At 36.6% G+C, this 22,133-nt stretch carries 10 protein-coding genes; all 10 read right to left on the bottom strand.

Annotated features, from left to right (window positions below):
- Positions 1 to 45 precede the first annotated feature (45 nt).
- The 10 genes from H510_RS0115240 to H510_RS19715 all read right to left on the bottom strand — a co-directional run bounded on the left by H510_RS0115240 (position 46) and on the right by H510_RS19715 (position 22,078).
- A complete protein-coding gene (locus H510_RS0115240) occupies positions 46 to 1,566 on the bottom strand; it encodes an alpha-L-fucosidase (RefSeq protein WP_026905094.1) in 1,521 nt (506 codons plus the stop codon).
- A 184-nt stretch (positions 1,567 to 1,750) separates the two neighbouring features.
- The gene (locus H510_RS0115235) at positions 1,751 to 3,322 is read right to left on the bottom strand and encodes a T9SS type A sorting domain-containing protein (RefSeq protein ID WP_026905093.1); all 1,572 of its coding nucleotides are present in this window, start codon (positions 3,320 to 3,322) and stop codon (positions 1,751 to 1,753) included.
- Positions 3,323 to 3,441: 119 nt separating this feature from the next.
- Entirely contained in the window at positions 3,442 to 6,027 is a 2,586-nt protein-coding gene (locus tag H510_RS0115230) for a BNR-4 repeat-containing protein (RefSeq protein WP_081659303.1), read from the bottom strand.
- 114 nt (positions 6,028 to 6,141) lie between these two features.
- Complete coding sequence (locus H510_RS0115225) at positions 6,142 to 8,271, bottom strand: BNR-4 repeat-containing protein (RefSeq protein WP_026905091.1); 2,130 nt, start codon at positions 8,269 to 8,271, stop codon at positions 6,142 to 6,144.
- 180 nt (positions 8,272 to 8,451) lie between these two features.
- Complete coding sequence (locus tag H510_RS19165) at positions 8,452 to 9,672, bottom strand: glycoside hydrolase family 88 protein (protein WP_051291309.1); 1,221 nt, start codon at positions 9,670 to 9,672, stop codon at positions 8,452 to 8,454.
- Between the two features lie 87 nt (positions 9,673 to 9,759).
- Entirely contained in the window at positions 9,760 to 10,638 is an 879-nt protein-coding gene (locus tag H510_RS0115215; RefSeq protein ID WP_026905090.1) for a DUF4397 domain-containing protein, read from the bottom strand.
- A 15-nt stretch (positions 10,639 to 10,653) separates the two neighbouring features.
- Positions 10,654 to 12,132, bottom strand: coding sequence for a RagB/SusD family nutrient uptake outer membrane protein (locus tag H510_RS0115210; RefSeq protein WP_081659302.1), 1,479 nt, complete (start codon positions 12,130 to 12,132; stop codon positions 10,654 to 10,656).
- A gap of 16 nt (positions 12,133 to 12,148) precedes the next feature.
- The gene (locus tag H510_RS19160) at positions 12,149 to 15,349 is read right to left on the bottom strand and encodes a SusC/RagA family TonB-linked outer membrane protein (RefSeq protein ID WP_162143086.1); all 3,201 of its coding nucleotides are present in this window, start codon (positions 15,347 to 15,349) and stop codon (positions 12,149 to 12,151) included.
- Positions 15,350 to 15,576: 227 nt separating this feature from the next.
- The gene (locus tag H510_RS0115200; protein WP_026905088.1) at positions 15,577 to 16,458 is read right to left on the bottom strand and encodes a PorP/SprF family type IX secretion system membrane protein; all 882 of its coding nucleotides are present in this window, start codon (positions 16,456 to 16,458) and stop codon (positions 15,577 to 15,579) included.
- A 43-nt stretch (positions 16,459 to 16,501) separates the two neighbouring features.
- Positions 16,502 to 22,078 (bottom strand): fibronectin type III domain-containing protein, encoded by a 5,577-nt coding sequence (locus H510_RS19715; protein ID WP_155978002.1) that lies wholly within the window; start codon positions 22,076 to 22,078, stop codon positions 16,502 to 16,504.
- Positions 22,079 to 22,133: the final 55 nt, after the last annotated feature.

Below are 22,133 nucleotides of genomic sequence, written 5' to 3'. Positions count from 1 at the left end.
AAGCTTTACATCATATAACCTTATAGCTTATTTATAATTTTAATTTCATTTTGATGGTAAATCTACAGCACCTCCAGTAATTTTAAACACATAGGCGTATTTACTTTTAATGGCATTAGGTGCAACTTTTGGTAGCTCTATACTTAGTTTTCCGCTTTTAGATTTGTATTTTGGTAATATATCAGCACCCAGTAGTTCTATTTTAAGACCTTTTGGTAAAGTTAAACCCTCTACATGTAAATGGCTTTCTGGTAACTTGGTTGTTAAAATATATAAATCATTTCCTTTATAGGTATAAAATACTTCTTTGTTGGTTGAAGTTGCTGCCGCTTCAGCAGCAGATTTTTCTTTTTTCTCTTCTGTGCTTGCTACTTTAGCTGTGGCAAGTTTTGCCTCTGCCGGGTTATGCCACGCTTTTGTACCATAAATACCTTCGCCATTAATTTTTAGCCATTCACCAATATCTAATAGCCTTTGCTCCATAATTACTGGAATTCTACCATCAGCCGTTGGACCAACGTTTAAACATAAATTACCGCCTCTACCCACAGTATTTACCAATAAGTGGATCAATTCTTCAGAGCTACGGTAGTCATGTATATCCTCATTTCTGTTATAACCAAAAGAATAACCCATTCCCTGTATTTCTTCCCATGGATGGTCATTACTTACATCATCTGTATCAGCGTATTCTCTTGAATAATAACCACCATGCTCGCCCCTTACTTTTCCCCATCTATCGTTTACTGCTACTTCATCTTTATTAGGTGCATTATTATATAACCAGCTTAAAAACTCTTTGCTTTGTAAACGTTCATCATCCTCGTCCCAATCACCATCAGGGTAAATGATTGCCGGCTGATATTTCATCACAAGCTCTTTCATTTGTGGAATAATATGTCCAGATATCATTTTATCAGCAGGGATTTTATATTTTGAGATGATAGAATCCGGAAGGTAATAGCCGTTAAAATTACCTGGCCTAACTGTTGGGGTGCTTTCCCATTCCATTAAGGAGTAATATAGCCCCATTTTTAGTCCTTTAGCTCTTACAGCGTTTGTAAGATCACCAACTAAATCTCTTTTAGGGCCTACTTCTAAGGCATTCCATCCTTTAGAATATGGACTTGTTGAAGGCCATAAGGTATAACCATCGTGATGTTTAGAGGTTAGGATAACATATTTAGCTCCTGCATCTTTAAAAAGGGTTGCCCATTTATCCGGATTCCAAAGTTCTGCCTTAAACATAGGCGCAAACTGTCTGTAACCAAAATTTTTACCATACATTTTATCATGAAAATCTCTACTTGGCCCTTTTCTAGACATGGCAAGTATTTCATACCATTCGGCATAACAATCATAAACAGACCCTTCTCGGTTGATATAAATATAAGAAGGGACAGAATATACACCCCAATGTATAAAAATACCAAATTTAGCATCTTGGAACCATTGTGGTACTGGCCTACTGTCTATAGACTCCCAGGTAGGTTCGTATTTTTTTTGTGCAATACCTGTTGTTGTGATAAATAAGCTTAATACTAAGCAAGCAAATTTGATTTTCATGATTTTAACTTTATAATTTATATTGGCTTGAAATGGCTAAAATAGGCTATTTTTTAGATTCTGATTTTATTAACTTGGCATATCTTTAAATTATATTTACCTAAATATCTGTTATAATTTATATTTAAATAAAAAAATCCTGTGTTTAAAAACACAGGATTTTAACACATCCAACCTATTAAACTTAAATTACAACTTTTTGTACTTTAATAACTTTGCCACTAGCATTTGTAATGGTTACCACATAAATACCTTTTGCATAAGAAGAAGTGGCTATACTTTGATTGCCAGAAAAATCTCCTTTATAAATAAGCTGACCCGTTAAATTAACAAGTTTAACACTTAATTTCTCTGCACTAGCTGTATTGATGTTGATAGCATTATTTTGAGTATTAGAGAATACCACAATATCATCACTTGCACCACCTAAACTTGCTACTGTTGGCTGGCTTAAAACTGATGTACCATTTTGGTCTATACTGTTAAGCTTGTAATAGTAAGTGGTACCTAAAGCAACATTAGCATCTGAATAGCTGTAGGAAGAACCATTTCCTTTTGCTGCTTGTACATCAACCACGCTAAAGTTAGTACCATCTGTAGATCTTAAAAGCTCAAACCTACTAAAATCAACTTCTTCCTGTGTTCTCCACTGTACTACAATAGCATTGTTTACTGCTTTTGCTGCAAAACCTGTAATGGTAACTGGAAGGGTAGAGTCTATAACTTTTAATACTGTATTACCATTAAATCCATTAGCGATATAATAAGCCCCATTAGCGATGTAAACGTCTGCTATATCACCTGTACCTAAATTAAAACTGGTTGGTGAAGCGCTAGCAGAAGGACTTAGAGCTGTTGCACCACCACCGGCAACTACTGTTAAAATTCCAGTTGCAAAATCTACTCTTTTAATTTTACCATATTGTCTGTCTGTAAAGAATAAATTACCATTACCATCTACATGCATTCCAAGTAATGAGCTATTTCCTGTTCCTCCGTTACCAATTGCAGTAGCATTGGCTGCACTACCACCAGCACCATCACCAGCAGTACCTGTACCTGCGTAAGTTGAAATTAAATTAAAAGTTGGACTAGCCGGATTTAAATCTATTTTACGAATGCGAGAGCTTGAGCGGTCTGCTACATACAAAATTTTTCTAGCTTTGTCATAGGCAAAACCACTAATATCTCGAGTTTGAAAAGTGTTAGCAACGGTATGTAATGCCCCATCTCCACCATTAGTAGCTGCACCAGCTCTAGTTCCGTCTATAAGAGTAGTTCTTGTTCCACCATTTTTTGATATTTTATGAATATCACCATTAAATCTTTTATCAAAAATTAAATCTCCATTCTCGTCTAAAACAATATCACTTACATCGCTACCTTGTCCAGTCAATAAATCAGTACGAGTACCAGTAGCTATGTCAACTTTATTAATTACTCCATCGGTAGTAGCATAATATAAAGTTGTTCCATCTGGAGATAAAGTTAAACCAGTTGCCCCAGCACCTATGGTTAAAAAAGTAGTTTGAGTTTGACCAGTAGAAAAAGTTCTCGTAATTCGAGGACTACCTGATATAGAAGATTGATCGATCGCATAAATAGTCCCATCGCTTGTTACAACAACAGAGTTCGTACTTGGCGTACCAAAACCTGCTTCTTTAACAGAAGCCACGGTAAGCGTTTGTGCTTCAACTCCATTAAAAGCTAAACATAACGCAGGAATAATCAAAGATTTGTAGAATTTTATTTTCATAACATATTATATAATTGGTGAATTTAAAAGTAAAAAAACTGTCGACTTATATTTTTACCAATATTTACATTTTCTTAAACTTTATTAGCATTCCTATGAGATACTTTTATACATAACATCTATTTTGTTAATATAATTTTTTTAAAGTTAATTTTTTCATTTACAGTTATTTTAAGTAAGTAAATACCATCTGGCAGTTCTGCCAGGTTAAGGAAATTACCTTGCTTTTGATAAAGCTGTGTACCTATTAAGGTATAAAGGGTAAGAAAACATTTAGCAGCATCTTGGTTAACATAAATGATATCCTTTGTAGGGTTAGGATAAGCATTTAAAAAATCATCATCCTGTTTTTGATAAGCTAAAAAAGGTGTTTTTCGCTCATCACTATAGCTTTGGTTATTGTTATTAAAAGTAAATGTACCTATGCTGTTTGGGTAATGGCTACTGGTTAAACCAGAACTGGTGTGTAATAATGTCCAATTTGTATTATCATTAGAACCATAGCACATAAATGCACTTAAACCTCTGTTTGCAGAGTTGGCGTCAATTTCAATCCCTGTAGGCGTAATACCATTACCTGCACCTAAATCTACATCAATAGTTGCCGGGAAATTAGAAGCTATGGTCCAGCCAGAAGTAAGGCTATTATCATAAGCCCGCCACGCATTTGTAAGAGATACATTAGCGGCTACCCTACTGCTGCTGGTATTATCAATACGTGGGTTTGGATAAGTAGTTGTGTTTACCAACCAATTTATACTTTGCAAGGTAACATCCAAACCTACTGTTCCTTGGGCAACTAAACGTAAATACCTGTAGGTAGATACTGCCGCCTGAGTGGTAACATTTAAAGCGCTACTTAAAGATGAGTTATTCCCTGCTGCATCATAAGCCCTTACTGCCATGCTATATGTGGTAGAAGCGTTTAAACCCGTTGCGTTATAAGAGGTTCCGGTTACATTGGCAATAGATACTCCGTTTCTAAAAATTTCGTAGCCTGTTACGCCAACATTATCGCTTGATGCTTGCCAACTTAAACTAAAACTGCTACTGGTTATTGCTGATGAATTTAAAGATTGCGGTGTACTTGGAGCTTGACTATCTCCTATGATGATGATTTGCGAAGCTGCCAACCGGCTTTCGGTTTTAGTGTTATAGAAAGCTCTGGCTTTTAAGGTAACAGAATTGCTGATGGTGATAGGCCCTGTATAAACGGTACCATTTGTAGCCGTAGGTAGGCTACCATCTGTTGTGTATCTGATGGTGGTATTGGGTGTAGGGCAAGTTATAGTAGCACTGGTGCTGATGTTAAAACTGCTTCCGCTAACAATGCTGATTTCTGGCTGCGCCACCTGCCCACCGGTAGAGCCACTAAAAGTAATGGTATGTACAGAGGTACTGGTGCCTGTAACACGTTGGTATCTTACTTTACCTGTTTCATATAAATATTGATAATCTACACTGTGCGAACCTGTATTGCTGGTAAGGTTTGGATAACTTAACCAAGTACTTCCATTGTCATTGGTTCTTCTAAAGGTGGATGAACCTGCTGGAAAGGTAATCCAACCGTTGCCATCGTTATAACCTTCGCCTGGCCAGGCGGAATTGATGGTGCTGCTCACATCTACCCAATTGCCTCCTGTTAACCTAAAAGCTAACATCTTGTTTTGTGTATAAGATTGTTGTAAAATCGTAGGCTGGTTATCATTTCCAAACATAATGTTACAAAAGTTATACATCCTTTGTGCATTTACATTAGGGTCTTCCATGTACACCACTTCTCCATTAGCTGTTGTAATAGGTAAGCTTAATGTAGTACCATTACTCCTTTTCCAAGTGATGCCCTCATCATCAGAATAGGCATACATCAAGTGGGTATGTGTATCAGAAACGGTTGTCCTCACCGGATTTTTGGCCACATTCCATACCATGTGCATGCGGTTGTTGTTATCAAATACTATCCTGATCTTGTAACCCTGATAAGCGTTATTGGGTGGAGCTCCGGCTCCGGATAAATCCCAAAACACGGCTTTGGTTTGGTGGTTAGCATCCATACCACCAGTTATATTTTGCCCTCTATCGCCTGTAAAGGCATAATCCAAAGAGCCTAGTTGGCTCCATCTTTTGGTATCGGTATTGTAAACTTGTATGTTACCAGCCATATTACCCGGTACCCAACCTTCTGATACGGTATTAACTCTTTGACGAGATATATAGAATAAGGTTCCCTTTCTACTCTGGATAAACCTGCCATAACTTACAGCAATAGGACCAGAGATACCTCCATTAGCAACATCTGAGTTAAGCATGATAAAGTTTGATATACTTTCTGGCTGGGCAGAGCGATAGTAAACCATTGGGGTTTGGTGCATATTACCTGTCCAATGGATATATCCTTCTGCGTCTACGGCAATAGAAACCTCATTATGGTTATCATCGGCTGTCATGCCTGTCATTACAATGGCTGTGGTGATATTACCATTTACATCTTTACGGGCTATACATCCGTTCAAATTAGCATCTATATAACCATAATAGATAACCCCTTTGTAAGTTACAATAGCTGTAGGAAAATCTGCCCCATTGATGGCGTGGGTAGTCAATGTTAAATCGGTAGTGATACTGGTGGTTTCTGCTGGAGTTTGCGCATGAAGCACTAAACAGTACAACATCACCACTTTTAGGAAAAGTAGTTTTAGTTTCATATAGTTTTATAATTGGTTAAACTAAATTTATGTTAATTAACCCCTTGTAAATAAAACTATATTGGCAGTATCTTACACATTATAAGCATTTTATAATGCCATAAACTTTTAAGTTTAAAGTGCTACTTTATACATTTTTGTTATGCCAACTTTACTGGCTGAGCATTTAATGATATAAATACCTGGTTGTAGTAGTGCTGTATCTATATGATATTTTTTGTAAAAACTATTCTTTTGCAAACGCTGACCGCTTAAATTATAAAGCTCCATGTCTATCACATCTTCATGGTTTGAAGTTAAGGTGATAGATTTGGTTTGCATATCCGTATGAATCATCATACCATAAGTGTTTTCATGATAATCTACCACTACATATTGGCTCATGGTACTGCTTGCATTCATGTCAACAGCTTTTAGCTTGTAGTAATAAGTTTCGCCAAAACTTACATTTTTATCCAAAAAAGCATAAGTAGAAGGTTTGCCAAAAGCTTTTTGTGTGGCTTTGATTTTAAAATTTTCGCCGTTTGTAGATTCCAAAATCTCAAAATATTTTGTGTTTAGTTCTGCCGAAGTATTCCATTCTAATAAGATACCTTGTTTATTTAAAGAACCCTTAAAGTTGATGATAGAAACAGGTAAAACAGCTTCTATAACAATTTCAGAAGCCGCCAATCTACTCTCGGTTTTAGTGTTATGGAAGGCTCTGGCTTTTAATGTTACAGAATTGTTGATGGTAATAGGCCCGGTATAAACGGTACCGTTTGTAGCCGTAGGTAGGCTACCATCTGTTGTGTATCTGATGGTGGTATTGGATGTAGGGCAAGTTATCTCAACATCAGTATGACCAACATAATGGCTACCACTTACCACGCTAATTTCTGGCTGCGCTACCTGCCCACCGGTAGAGCCACTAAAGGTGATGGTTTGTACGGTTGATGTTGTACCTGATACCCTTTGATGTCTAACTTTACCTGTTTCATATAGATACTGATAATCTATACTGTGTGTTCCGGTATTACTAGGCAAACTTGAATAACTTAACCAAGTACTTCCATTGTCATTGGTTCTTCTAAAGGTGGATGAACCTGCTGGAAAGGTAATCCAACCGTTGCCATCGTTATAACCTTCGCCTGGCCAGGCGGAATTGATGGTGCTGCTCACATCTACCCAATTGCCTCCTGTTAACCTAAAAGCTAACATCTTGTTTTGTGTATAAGATTGTTGTAAAATCGTAGGCTGGTTATCATTTCCAAACATAATGTTACAAAAGTTATACATCCTTTGTGCATTTACATTAGGATCTTCCATGTACACCACTTCTCCATTAGCTGTTGCTATGGGTAAACTTAATGTAGTACCATTACTCCTTTTCCAAGTGATGCCCTCATCATCAGAATAAGCATACATTAAATGTGTATGAGTGTCTGAGACAGTTGTCCTCACCGGATTTTTGGCCACATTCCATACCATGTGCATACGGTTGTTGTTATCAAATACTATCCTGATTTTATAACCCTGATAAGCGTTATTGGGTGGGGCTCCGGCTCCGGATAAATCCCAAAATACGGCTTTAACTTGGTGGTTAGCGTCCATACCACCGGTAATGGTTTGCCCTCTATCTCCTGTAAAGGTATAATCCAGAGAACCTAGTTGGCTCCATCTTTTGGTATCGGTATTGTAAACTTGTATGTTACCACCCATAATACCCGGTACCCAACCTTCTGATACGGTATTTAACCTTTGTCTGGATAAGAAAAATAAAGTTCCTTTTCTGCTTTGGACAAATCTACCATAAGTTACACCTACTGGGCCAAATATTCCACCGTTGGCAACATCGCCATGTAGCGCAGTAAAAGCACTTATATCTTCGGCCCTAACAGATCTGTAATAAACCATTGGGGTTTGGTGCATGTTACCGATATAATGGATATAACCTTCGGCGTCTATAGCTAAACCAACCATGGTATGGTAGGCATTATCAGCAACGTTAGGTATGATGATTTGGGTAGTGATTATCCCATTTTTATCTTTTTTAGCAATACAACCATATAGTGTAGCATCTAAATACGCATAATAAATATTTCCTTTATGGGAAGCAATAGCAGTTGGAAAATCAGTGCCGTTTATAGCGTGAGTGGTATAAGTTAAATCTATGTTAACGTTAGCTAACTCACTAGGCGTTTGTGCGTACAAATAAGAAGATAAAAATATTAAAAAATGTAAAATCAAGAATTTTAATGGCATGATATCAATTTATAAATCTGCGGCTATATTAATTATATTACGCTTTACAGTTTTAAATTAGATTGACCATCTTTATAACTTTATTGGCATTTTTTAACTATATCTTTATTAAAAAATCACTTGATTTAATTTATTAAAATCTTATCATAAACAGCTGATTTTTAAAACAATTTAATTGCTTTATTTTAAAGCCTGATATCTTAACAAAGCTTCCAGATAATAATAATCTGCATATACTAAAGGTACATTTACTTCTTTGTTATGAGGTAGGCTTCCAACACTGTGTTTTAGAATGAAATGATGATTTGTTTGAGGTTTAGCTAAATACTGCTTTTTACTTAATGATTTTAAAATTTTGATGGCAAAATCTTCATAAAGCTGCGCAGATTCCTTACTGTATTTACTCAATTCAAACAATGCAGAACTTGTGATAGCTGCTGCTGATGCGTCTCTCGGCACAATAGGATATTGATTTGGTTGATAGTTAAAAACAGGTTTGTAATTTGGTTGATTTACATGATAATCCCAATATGGAACCCCATCTTTTGGAAGGTTTGGATGATTGATGATAAATTGTGCAATTTTTTCTGCCTGTTGTAAATACTGAGGGTCTTTTGTTTCTCTGTAACAAACCGTAAAACCATATAAGCCCCAAGCTTGTCCCCTAGACCAAGCAGACTCATGCGCATAACCTTGGTTGGTTTCTTTAACTATGGGTTTTGCAGTGAGGGTATCATAACACAGCACATGATAAGTACTATAATCCTCTCTGAAGTGATGTTTAATGGTTGTATTGGCGTGTGCAATAGCTATATCTTTAAAATAAGGATTTCCGCTTTCTTTACTAGCAAAAAATAACAGTTCTAAATTCATCATATTATCTATGATGACTGGGAAATTATAAATATTTACGCTATCGGCAGCCGGAAAATCATTCCATGATTTGATAGCTTTAACTGTTGGGTTATATCTGGTAGCTAAAGACTTTGCTGCTTCTATCAGTACATCCTTATAATAAGTTTCTTTAGTAAGCCTGTACGCATTTCCAAAACTGCAATAGGCCATAAAACCTAAATCATGATTTTCAGTATAAAACTTAATAGGCTCTAAAGCTTTTGTCCATTTAATGGCTTCCTGTTTTAAATTGGTGTTTTCACTAAGCTCGTAACCATACCATAAATTACCAGCAAAAAAACCGCTTGTCCAATCGTACATATCAACACTTTTAAAAGAACCATCATTAAAAAGAGAGCGTGGTATAACTAAAGGATCAGTTTCTTTAGCCACCATGTTGTTTAAATGTGTCTCAGCAGTAAGAACAGCCTTATTAAAAAATTTTTGAGCAAATAATGGGTTTCCAAAAAAGAACAAGCAGGCAAAAATGATTGGTTTTAGATTCATATTATAAAGGTTTCTTTAAAAATAAAGCACCCGGCATAAATCCGGGCGCTTTAACATTATCACAACAAATTAAACTTTAATGGGAAACTACCAATACATATTGATAACTGTACCCACATTTATTCTATTCAGGTTTGAGCCAATTTGGGTTGGGTTAGTTAAGTTAACGTTTCGATAACCTCTTAACACCATGGTATAAACTTTACCAGACTCAAATTTCAAAGTAAACTCATCGCTTGTAGATGTAGCCATATTGATCCAAGTTGGCAATATCTGGCTATTATTAACAGCGACAGAAGAAGTAAATGTTGGAATAGCTGTAGTCACCCCTGTTGGACGAATACTCAATTTATAACCACCTGCATCTACTGTAACAAACTGACTTGCATTTTTAAAAGCTAAATTACTGATTAATGTAGATAAACTTGCTGGTGTAGCAGTAGAAGGCCCTGTTGCCAAATCAATTGGACCTGTATCTGGCGACATGTGTACAAAACGGATACTTGCTTTACCCGCAACTGGTCTGGTAAAATTATCCTCAGTAACTAAAACGTCTGGTGCCTGAATCCTACCACCTAAAAATACCGAGTAATATTTACCTCTTTCTAAATTTAAAGGAACAGAAGCAACATTAGCGTGTGGCTGGATAAAATCAGCTACATACCTTGTGCTGTCTATTAATAAATTTTTGCTTCCTGGAGAGGTTAAAAAATAACCAGTAGTACGGTTAACTTGCATTACTTGAGAATATAACCTTCTTCCATCTAAGTTAAAGTAATAACCTAATACCAAACTAGTTGGATTATGGGTGGTTAAACCCGGTCTTACTTCAGTAGCTGTTTGCATAATGGCAACTTTAGCCATGTCCGGCGCATCTGTAATACCTTCTCTAGTTTCTTCTTTACAAGCGCTAAAAGCAGCAGCAAATAAAGCTATGCTATATAGGATATATTTTTTCGATTTCATTTTTCTGATTTTAAATTAATTATAACCTGGATTTGGTGTTAGGTTAGGATTAAGATCCATTTCGGCTCTAGGTATTGGCAATAAACCACCTGTATTAGCTTGTATTGGTCTGTTATGTGCTTGCATCACTTGTACAATATTTCCCCATCTCAATAAATCAAACCATCTTTTTCCCTCTAAGTTCAGCTCTAATCTTCTCTCCAATCTGATTGCATCGCGTAAAGCATTACCCGTTAAGCCCACATAAGCTGCTAAACCTGTTCTTGGATGATTGTGTACTAGGTTTAAATTAGCCAATGCCTGAACATCTTTGTTACCTTGCGCTTGTTGTGCTTCTGCTAACATCAATAAAACATCAGCATAACGGTATACTACCCAGTTTATGGAAGAAGTATTACCCGTACCTTGTGAATAAAATTTTCTTGAAACTGCTACGGTAGGCGTACCACCATTTGTTCTTACAGATAAGTTTAATCTTAAATCAGAAGTGCTAAAGCTTTCTACCAAGGTATTGTTTAGGTCTGATGCTAAAGTTAAAGCCTTATTGGTAGGCATATAACGGTTAAAACCAGCAACACCGCCACTTAACTCATCTGGTGGTGCAAACTGCCATCCAAAGTCGTTTTGTGCCCCAGCTAGCGTACCTTGGGGAGCAAATTGCGCTTCAAAAATAGATTCAACACCATTTTTTGTACCACCTGGTAAAGCGCCAAAGTTAGTTGCGTAATTGCTATTTAGAGAGTATACACCTGAATTTACTACAGCTTGTAATTGCTCTTCTGCTTTAATATTATTACCAGTAGTAAGATACATGTGGCCTAATAATGTTCTGGCTGCCCCAGAAGTTGCTCTACCAACTTCTGTATGTCCACCAATATTTGGAGCTATAGGTTGTACTATAGCCGCATTAGGGTATCTTGCTGGCAGTAAAGAAATGGCTTGTAATAAATCGCTTTCAATTTGTGCAAACACCTGTGCCGCTGGCGTTCTAGGGATATACAACTGGTTAACATTAGTTGGCTCTACAGTTACCAAAGGAACATCTCCGTATAATCTCACCAAATTAAAATAGTGTAAAGCTCTTAAAAAATAGGCTTCGCCTAAAAATTGGTTTTTTAAAGCTGTTTCATTACCAGGAAGAGTTTGTAAAGCCGGCACACGAGTTAAAAAAGTATTACAACGGCTTATTCCTGTGTAAGAATCGGCCCAAAGGTTATAAGCAAACCCACTTCTGTTGTCTAAAGAGTTGGTCTCTAATCCATCTGCAACGGTGTTGTGTGCATCATCACTCATGACATCTAATTGCCAGATATTTCTGTACACACCCAAAACAGGAGGATATAAACCTACAGATGCCTGTCTAACGCCTTGCAACGTTTCAAAAGAAAAATCTGTTAAAGCTCTACCCGATATCTTTGGATCTACATCTAACATCTTATCACATGATGTAAGTGATAAAAATGCTAATCCAAATATGATTATATTCTTTTTCATCTTTTAAAAATCTTAATTATAAGCCTATGTTAATACCCATTTGGAAAGTACGAGCAACAGGGTAAGAACCTAAATCGTGACCTCCGTTAATACCATTACTACCATTACTGCTAACCTCTGGATCCCAACCTTGATATTTGGTAAATGTAAAAGCATTGGATACGCTGGTATATAAGCGTAAAGACTGCATTTTATATTTGTTAATAAACTTAGCAGGAACTTGATAAGAAAAAGTGATGTTACGAATTCTTAAGAAAGAGGCGTCATCAATAAACCTGTTAGACTCTAGCAAATTTAATTGAGATTGCGCTCCGGCAGTAGCTCTTGGATAAGTATTTGTAGTTCCAGGACCAGTCCACGCATTTAAATTATCTACACTACCCCAAGAATTTAAACCTTGTTGAATTTGTAGTCTGGCCTGGTTAAATAACTCATTACCTAAAGAGAAATTAGCAAAAACATTTAAGCCAAAGTTTTTATAGGTAAAGTTATTAGAGATACCTCCAAATAAATCTGGAAATGGCGAGCCTAATATCACTTTATCTGCATCGTTTAAAATCCCATCGTTGTTAACATCAATATATCTTTGATCTCCAGGTTGTGGAATTCTGTTACCCGGACCAATTTGATAAGGTACTCTTTGACCGGTAGTAGCATTTACCATAAAAGAGCCATCAGGGTTTCTTCTGTAAATATCATCAACTGTTTGGTATAAACCATCAGTTTGATAACCCCAGAAAGAACCTATTGGATATCCTGCTTTTGTTAAGTTTATAGGTCCCGCAACGCCTCTTGGAGTTATACCTCTAATTTCTAAAGGTGCTCCGCTACCGTCTACACCAATATTAATAACTTTATTTTTGATGGTTGATACGTTGATGCTAGAAGTCCATTTTAAAGCTTTATCAATATTAACCGTGTTTAAAGCAAACTCGAAACCTTTGTTCTGAATTTGCCCTAAGTTTTGCTGTTGAGAGAAAAAGCCAGATGTTCTTGGTAATAAATTATTATACAATAAATCCGTTGCATTTTTAACAAAATAATCTGCCGCAAACACGATTCTACCTTTTAAGAAAGAAACGTCTAAACCGATATCGGTTTGTTTGTTAGCTTCCCATCTTAAACCTGCATTTGGGATACCATTAGGAGCTGTACCTGTAGCTAAAGCATTGTTAAAGACATAATTGCTTGGGTTCATTAAAGCTATGAAAGCGAAAGCCCCAATATCCTGATTACCGGTTATACCGTAACTCGCTCTGATTTTTAAATCATCAACTACACTTCTTAATGGTTTAAAGAAATTTTCTTCAGAAATACGGTAAGCTACCGATGCTGATGGGAAAATACCATAGCGATTATCAGGACCAAAGTTTGAAGAACCATCTCTACGTACTGTACCGGTGAATAAATAACGACCTTTATAACTGTAGTTAACTCTACTAAATTGAGATACTAATGTATTTTGAGAAACAGATTCCGCAAAAGCTACCATTGTAGCATTGTTTGGACCTATCAATAATAAATTTGGATTTAACGAGCCGTCTGCCTTCATAAAATTCGTTTCCAAATTAAATTCTTGAGCTGAAAAACCTAGTAAAACGTCTAATTTATGATCATTGTTAAATGTTCTATTGTAGTTTAAAGTTTGCTCTGCAATCCAATTTCTTCCAGAGGTGTTATCTAATTGAGATCTAGAAAAATTGTTTGGCGCAGTGTCAGGCCCTGCATAAGTAAAGGTAGGACCTCTAAGAATAGCTGGAGTATAAGTACGCTGCTTCACATTTACTAAATCAATACCAAAAGAACTTTTAAAAGTTAAACCTTTAGCTATTTTATACTCTCCAAAAACATTAGAAATAACACGATTTCTATCTACCAGTTTATCGAACTCGATAGCTTCTGTAACGCCGTTTCTATTATCGAAAACGACTCCATTAGTATTAGGTGGCCCCCAATAAGAACCATCTGCAAAGTATGCTGGCTGATAAGAAAAAGAAGTAAGAGCCATAAGGACGTTTCCTTGGAAACCATTTGCGTCGAAAGCATTATCTCCTGTTTGTCTTGATACAGTTGTTCTTATACCGAAAGATAATTTATCTGTAGCATCAAAATCTAAATTAGCTCTTCCTGATAACCTTTCTGAATAGGTATCTAAAAATATACCTTCTTGGTTAAAATAGTTACCGCTAACGGCATATCTGATTTTATCTACCCCACCAGAAACCGATAAATTTAAATCCTGAACAGGTGCTGTTCTAAATAACTCGTTTTGCCAATCTGTGCTGCCTGGATAATCAGGGCTAGAAGCAAAAGAAAAAGGATTGAATAATTCTGGTTCAATATTTCTTGGACCACTTACTACGTTAACGATAGCTTGATTTCTCACCATCATACCCTCGGTAGCATTAAGCATATCCCATTTGTTGGTCATTTGCTGTGCCCCATAGTAATAATCTAAATTGATTTTACTTTTGCCAGCTTTACCAGATTTGGTGGTAATGATAATCACTCCATTGGCAGCCCTTGAACCATAAATAGCAGTTGCAGAAGCATCCTTTAACACCTCCATAGATTCAATATCATTTGGATTGATGGTTGCTAAGGGGTTACCTAAGTTAAAGTCTGGTGTACTAGCGCCACCACCACCTGCGGTAAACTCACCGGTAACTTCAAACAAAGGCACACCATCTATTACAAATAAAGGAGAGTTAGAACCTCGTCTTTCGCCAGTGTTGTTCACCCCTCTAATTTGCACTTGGGTTGCACCACCTGGTGCACCGCTAGATTGGATAACGTTTACACCAGCTGCTCTTCCTTGTAAAGCTTGTGCCGGGCTCATTACCGGAACTTGTGTTATTTCTTCGGCCTTAATAGATGTTGTAGAACCGGTTATATCCCTCTTTCTTTGCACACCATAACCTGTTACTACAATATCAGTTAAAACATTTTCAGAAGCTAGTTCTATAGGATAATAAGTTGAAGTCCCCGTTCTAACTTCTAGTGTTTTATAACCTACATAGCTCACTACTAAAGTGGCTCCATCAGCTATAGATATTGTAAATTTACCATCCAAATCAGTAGTAACACCTCTTGTTGTAGATTTTACTTTGACTGTTGCCCCGGCTAATGGTTCCCCGGTACCATCTTTTACAACACCTTTAATTTCTCTTAAGGCTTGTCCAAACAAATGGACATGTAAAAACATTAATGTGCTCACACATAATAGCAATTTTAATTGCTTTGAAATAATTAGTTTTTGCATAATTGATTAAATATAATTTTCGGTTTATATCCAAAAGTAGAAAGCTTATGAAAGAATATTAACCAATATATTGTCTCTTTCTTAAACTATTTTGACATAAATATTAAAACTCGGAGACAATATATTGCAATATCAGTTAAGGAATTTTGATTACTGAGGTTAGAAAAAAAAGAGCGTTAAATTTATTTCTTCTTCTTTAATAATATATTCAGACCAATTTCAAAACTATTACTAAATCCAGGAAGTTGATTGTTAGAAGCATTGTAATTACCTTGGAAAGATATGATTTCATCATAGGTGAAACCCAAACCAAAACTTAAGACTTTATTATTACCATAATAGCCTAACAAATTAAATTTATCATCTAAAAAATTTAATTTGGCACCACCACCAATTAAAGGGTCATTATCAATAATACCCTGTGCGGTTAAAATAGGTTCAACAGAAAAGCCTAAATTCTGATCTGCCAAAAACAGATAACTTGCTGCAGCGTAATAAGAATAATTATTTGTGGTGATGATATCTGATTTGAGTAAACGGCTTAGGTTAGGCAAGCTAAATTGAAGGTTTAATTTATCATTGGTATAGGCTACACCAAAATTTGATTCTAATGTTAAAGGTCTATCTGAAAACTGTCCTACAACGGGGTCGCTATTAGAAGCCGTAATATCTGACTGAGCTAACCTTAACTGTCGTCCGCCTACGGATACCCCAAAATGTAATTGTTCTGAACTTTTGCTTAAAGGCAAGTGGTAAGCATAACTTAAAACTGCACCAGTACTTTTTAGCAACCCTATAGAAGAATTGTTAACCTGCAAGCCTAAACCAACATTTTTACCCGCTTTATAGGAAGCAGTAATGGCTTGGTTAACAGGTGCACCCGCAACACTGTTAAATTGGTTACGATAAGCCAAGCCTATAACCAACCCATCATTAATACCTGCATTTGCAGGATTTATCAGGTATTGATTATGGTAATACTGATTGATAAATGGTTGTTGAGCAAAAGCTAAACTACCTAATAACAGTAAAGGAAGTATGATAAATATATTTCTTTTTAACATTTTTTTATTCTTTAAAGCTTGTTTCAAATGAGTTATAGGTAGCTTAATAAACTATGGTTATAAATCCTTTTAATGTTTTATTGTTTCCAAGGTCTATGATGTACAAATAAGCTCCCGGATTTAATAAATTACCATTTATGGTTCCATTCCAATCATTCTGATAAGATCTTTTGTCTAACATAACTCTTCCTAAAGAATCAAATACTTTAATTTGATGATTAGGATACAAATGAATGTTTTCAATCATCCAAACATCATTGATATTATCTCCATTAGGTGACAATAAATTTGCTACAACTACATCTAAATTATTTGTTGAAAAAGTAAGCGTTTTTACTGCTAAACCTGTGCTTTGTGCCGAAACATTACCAGCAGCATCAGCAGCAGCAACCGTAATGGTGTAAGTGGTATTTGGAGATAAATCTTTGATGAAAATGGTATTACTAGCAGTATTACCATAAACTTGACCATTCACATATACGGTATAAGATGTTACTGCTACATTGTCTGATGAAGGTTTCCAACTTACACTAAAACCAGCGGAATTGATATTTGAAGCAATAAGTTCAGTAGGTACTGTTGGTGCTTGTATATCACCAGCAGAAGTGGTAACATTTAAAACAGCACTTTGAGCCGAAGCATTTCCTGCCGCATCTTTTGCCAATACAGTTAGTGCGTAACTTGTTGCAGGTGATAAACCCGTAAGCGCAAAACTACTTGCAGTTGATGTTCCTATAGAGGTACCATTTCTAAATACTTCATAAGATACCACACCAACATTGTCTGTAGAGGCACTCCAAGTTAAGGTAAAGCCAGTAACTGTGATATTGCTGGAAGCTAGATTTGTTGGTACTGTAGGTGCTTGTGTGTCTGGTGCTGCCAGGGTTCTTACTACCAATGGCGCACTTTGTGATGAAACATTACCAGCTAAATCTTTAGCTACTACTGTCATACTGTAATTGGTTAATTCTGTTAAGCCATTTAATACAATACTAGTTGTAGTTGATGTTCCTATAGATGCACCATTTCTAAAAATCTCATAAGAAGTAACACCTACATTGTCTGTTGAGGCTGTCCAGCTTAATGTAAAAGAGTTAAAGGTAAGGTTAGACGAAGCTAAACCAGTTGGTACGGTTGGTGCCTGTGTATCTGGAGCTGCCGGAGTGGTTACACTTAAAGCTGTACTTTGAGCCGAAGAATTACCAGCTACGTCTTTGGCTAAAACCGTTAAACTATAAGTAGTTGAACCATCTAGACCTGATACCACAAAACTTGTAGTTGTAGATGAACCAATAAGGCTACCATTTCTAAATATCTCATAACTACTTACTCCAATATTATCTGTTGAGGCTGTCCAATTTAAAGTAAAGCCATTAAAAGTTAGGTTAGCAAAACTTAAAGCCGTTGGTACGGTTGGTGCCTGCACATCAGGAGCTGCAAGTGTATTAACCACCAATGCTGCACTTTCTGCTGAAATATTATTGGTTGCATCTTTAGCTTTTATGGTTATGGAATAAGCTGTAAGGGCATTTAAACCTGTTAAAGAAAAACTAGTACTTGTTGCTGTACCAGCAGACACACCGTTATTAAAAATCTCATAAGAAGTAACGCCAACATTATCTGTTGAAGCCATCCAAGTAATATTAAAACTCGTATTGGTAAGTGTATTGAAAGCTAAGCCTGTAGGTACGCTAGGAGCCTGCGTATCTGGCGCAGCAAGTGTAGCTACAACTAAAGCGGGACTTGCCGAAGAATTATTACCAGCCGCATCTCTAGCTCTAACAGTAATGTTATAAGTTGTACCCGCTGTTAAACCTGTTACTTCAAAATTTGTGATACTAGTTGTACCTACAGACGTACCATTGACAAATATTTCATAAGCTGTAACTCCTACATTATCTAAAGAAGGAGACCAGTTGATAACAGCACTTGTTTCTGTAACATTAGAGAAAGCTAAACCTATTGGTGAAGTTGGAGCTTCAGTATCTGGCGGTGCAAGTGTAGTAACACTTAATACCGTACTTTGTGCTGATGCGTTACCAGCTTCATCTTTAGCTAAAACGGTCATGCTATAAGTTGTACTACCCAAAAGACCAGTTACATTAAAAGTTGTTTGTGTAGTAGTACCTAATGAAACACCGTTTCTAAATACCTCATAACTTGCTACGCCAATATTGTCTGTAGAAGCTGTCCAATCCAATTTAAATCCGGTTGCGGTAATGTTTGAAGAAACTAATCCTGTTGGCACCGTAGGCGCTTGATTATCTGATACTTCAGAAAAAGTTACAATACCAAAATTAGCAGGGCTTTGCCAAGAATTATCTTGGTTATTAAACCAGCTCATTTTGCCTTTTCTAAAACCTGTATCATTATCAATTAGCGAAATATCAAAACCTAATTTTTGCCCGTTTGCTACAGGAGTTGGTATAGCTAGTGATGCTAAAGGTATTTTAATTTCTACTACATAACCACCGCCGGCTGCCTTATTAACAAAAGCTAGCTCAACACCAGTTACAGGTCTTGAAGCTCCGTTTCTTGAAGTTAGAACCGCATTACCATGTGTAAAAGTTAATTGGAAAGTAGAACTTGTATAAGAAGCTGATTTTGCATTTGTAGCATCGATGTAAATTTCTATCCCATCATTTTCATACCAATTTGAAGATGTGGTATTGATAGCATCATCAGTTACATCTGCAAAAATATAAAGATTTGTTGCATCGTAATTTGCTTGCCATGTACCGCTTAGATCTGCAGCTCCGGAAACAGTACCCGTTGTTACTTTTGCGATAGGCAAAGTAACGCCTGCCCATGAGCTTTCCTTAACACCATCAACAACAATAGCTGAGCTTGTTTTATCAACAGAAGCATCATTAGACCTAGTAGCTATGTTAACAGGTGCGCTTGGCGTAGTATTACCCGCAGCATCTTTAGCTCTAACAATTACATTGTAACCTGTGCCTAATGTTAAACCTGTTACGGTAAAAGAAGTACTGGTGGTAGTACCTACGTAATTATCGTTAATTAAAACATCATAGGCGGTAGTAGCCACATTATCTGTAGCAGCAGTCCAGTTAACTTTAAAACTATTAGTGGTTATTTCTGAACCAAAAATATTGGTTGCTGCGCTTGGTGCTACATTATCTGCTACAGCATTTGGTGTAGTGATAGATACATTGGTAAAAGTGGCAGATCTTAAAGCATTTAGGTTGGAAGCTACAAATAAACCCACTTGCACTGTACTTTCTAAAACTACAGTTTGATTACCTAGAACTGTCCATGCAGAACCATCCTCTGAGTATTCTGCCCTAAAGCTATTCCCAGTTCTGGTCAAACGTATCCAATGAGGTAATAGTTTACTATAAACAACATTTGCTTGTATGAAATTTGCACTTTGGGTTGCCCTTGTACGCCACTCGATACCATTTGCACTATTAAAACAAGCTAGGTACAAACCCGGCGGATTGTTAGCTTGCGTACCTTGTCTTACCATAAAGCCCGCTCTTCCAAAAATATTAGCTACATTATTATCAAAAGTATAAGACTGCACACGACCAGTTAAAACAAAATCACCTGTAACATCTCTAAATAAATATTGGGAAGCTTCATTTGTTGCATTGGTATTACCTGCCCCATTAATGGTATAAGTACCATTATTAAAAGTAGAACTTCCAGCAGGTGATGCCCCTCCGATATCCAACCTACTGGTAAAAATACCAATAGCATTTGATGATAGGGTGCTTACACTTAATACATTACTAAAAGCGGAGACATTACCTGCGGCATCTTTACCTTTTATAGTTACGCTATAATTAGTACCTGCATCTAAATTATTAAAAATATAACTTGTTGAGGTAGAAACCCCTACCATGGTATTGTTTAAATAAACCTCATAAGTTGGATTTATTGTACGATCATCTACAGATGCTGTCCAGTTTACGGTAAAACCTCTGGATGAAATATTGGTAGGACTTAGATTGGTTGGAGCAGAAGGTGCTTGTGTATCCGGACCAATAAAAACAAGAATTCTGGAGGCAGCAAAACGACTGCTTAACCTACCTGTTTTAAAAGCTACAGCCTTAATGGTAGTAGTATTATTGAGTGTAATTGGTGCTGTATAAACGGTTCCGTTTGTTTCAGTTGGTAAAGAACCATCTGTGGTGTATCTGATAACAACATCAGCCGTAGGATGAGTAATACTTACAGATTGTGCCGCATTAAAAGTAGAACCGCTTAAAACACTAAATACTGGCGGAACAAGCTGGCCTTCACTAGCATTAGAAAATGTTACAGTTCTTACCTCACTTAGAGTACCTCCGTTTGCACTTTGTAGCCTTAAAATACCGGTTTCTCTGTAATATTCATAGTCGAATGATATGGCACCCGGATAGGTTGATACACCTGTATATTGTCTCCAGCTAGTACCATTATCATTAGAACGTCTCATTCCGCCACCGCTACCACTTACCAATGACATGTAACCGTTATCATCTATTAAGCCTTCGCCTGGCCAACTTGGATTCCAAGTCCCTGAAACTTCTTCCCAAGTTGTGCCGTTAAATTTAAAAGCTAAAGTTTTATTTTGAGTGTAAGAAAACTGTAGTAGAACGGGTCTGTTATCAGCTGTTAACATGATATTACAGAAATTGTACATTCTTTGCGTATTTACGTTTGGATCTTCGCTATACACAACTTCGCCGTTGGTAGTTCCAATTGGCAGGGTTAATAAAGAGCCATCAGATTTTCTCCAAGTAACACCCTCATCATCAGAATAGGCATACATTAAATGGGTATGGGTATCAGAAACAGTTGTTAAAACTGGGTTTTTTGCAACATTCCATACCATGTGCATCCTGTTATTTTTATCAAAAACTACTCTTAATTTATATCCTTGATAAGCGTTACCTATTGGACCAGGAAAAGCTCCTGCCCCCGAATTATCCCATATTACAGCTCTTGTTTGGTGCTGACTATCCATACCACCTGTAATGGTTTGGCCCCTATCACTTACCATACTATAATTTAATGAGCCTAACTGGGTCCATCTTTTGGTATCAGTATTATATACTTGTATGTGGCCTCCCATGATACCTTGCACCCAGCCTTCATTAACGGTATTTAGTCTTTGTCTTGAAAGAAAAAATAAAGTTCCTTTTCTACTTTGCACAAACCTACCGTAGGTTACCCCTACCGGGCCCCACATCCCCCCGTTTGCTACATCTCCATTTAAAGATGTAAAAGCCGTGATGTCCTCAGGTTTATCAGATCTTAAATAAACCATTGGGTTTTGGTGCATATTACCAATGTAATGTATATAACCTTCTGCATCTATAGCTATACCAACCATGGTATGCGAAGGATTATTTTGGATACCTGGTAATACCACTGCAGATGTAACCACTCCGTTAGGATCTTTTTTAGCTATACATCCATTTAATGAAGGATCTATATAAGCATAATAAATACTTCCTTTATGGCTAACAATGGAAGTTGGGAAATCCGTTCCATTTGTTGGATGGGTAGGAATAGATAATTCTGTAACTACATTAAAAGTTTCAGTTGGTGTTTGCGCTTTACAAATTGATGCTAGGCATAAAATGACAAGGAGTAATTTTATTTTCATTGTGTTTAAAATAGTCTTTTGGCTAGGGTATAAAGTTAAAAAGTAAGCCCTTTTA

Origin of the sequence: Pedobacter glucosidilyticus DSM 23534, from assembly GCF_000425145.1 — a bacterium.
In the GTDB taxonomy this organism is placed as follows: Bacteria; Bacteroidota; Bacteroidia; order Sphingobacteriales; family Sphingobacteriaceae; genus Pseudopedobacter; species Pseudopedobacter glucosidilyticus.
This window is presented reverse-complemented; position numbering and strand designations above follow the sequence as displayed.

What these genes read in the sequence shown, in the direction of transcription:
- H510_RS0115240 (WP_026905094.1), bottom strand. Translation starts at nt 1,566, where the DNA reads ATGAAAATCAAATTTGCTTGCTTAGTATTAAGCTTATTTATCACAACA.
- H510_RS0115235 (WP_026905093.1), bottom strand. Translation starts at nt 3,322, where the DNA reads ATGAAAATAAAATTCTACAAATCTTTGATTATTCCTGCGTTATGTTTA.
- H510_RS0115230 (WP_081659303.1), bottom strand. Translation starts at nt 6,027, where the DNA reads ATGAAACTAAAACTACTTTTCCTAAAAGTGGTGATGTTGTACTGTTTA.
- H510_RS0115225 (WP_026905091.1), bottom strand. Translation starts at nt 8,271, where the DNA reads ATGCCATTAAAATTCTTGATTTTACATTTTTTAATATTTTTATCTTCT.
- H510_RS19165 (WP_051291309.1), bottom strand. Translation starts at nt 9,672, where the DNA reads ATGAATCTAAAACCAATCATTTTTGCCTGCTTGTTCTTTTTTGGAAAC.
- H510_RS0115215 (WP_026905090.1), bottom strand. Translation starts at nt 10,638, where the DNA reads ATGAAATCGAAAAAATATATCCTATATAGCATAGCTTTATTTGCTGCT.
- H510_RS0115210 (WP_081659302.1), bottom strand. Translation starts at nt 12,132, where the DNA reads ATGAAAAAGAATATAATCATATTTGGATTAGCATTTTTATCACTTACA.
- H510_RS0115200 (WP_026905088.1), bottom strand. Translation starts at nt 16,458, where the DNA reads ATGTTAAAAAGAAATATATTTATCATACTTCCTTTACTGTTATTAGGT.
- H510_RS19715 (WP_155978002.1), bottom strand. Translation starts at nt 22,078, where the DNA reads ATGAAAATAAAATTACTCCTTGTCATTTTATGCCTAGCATCAATTTGT.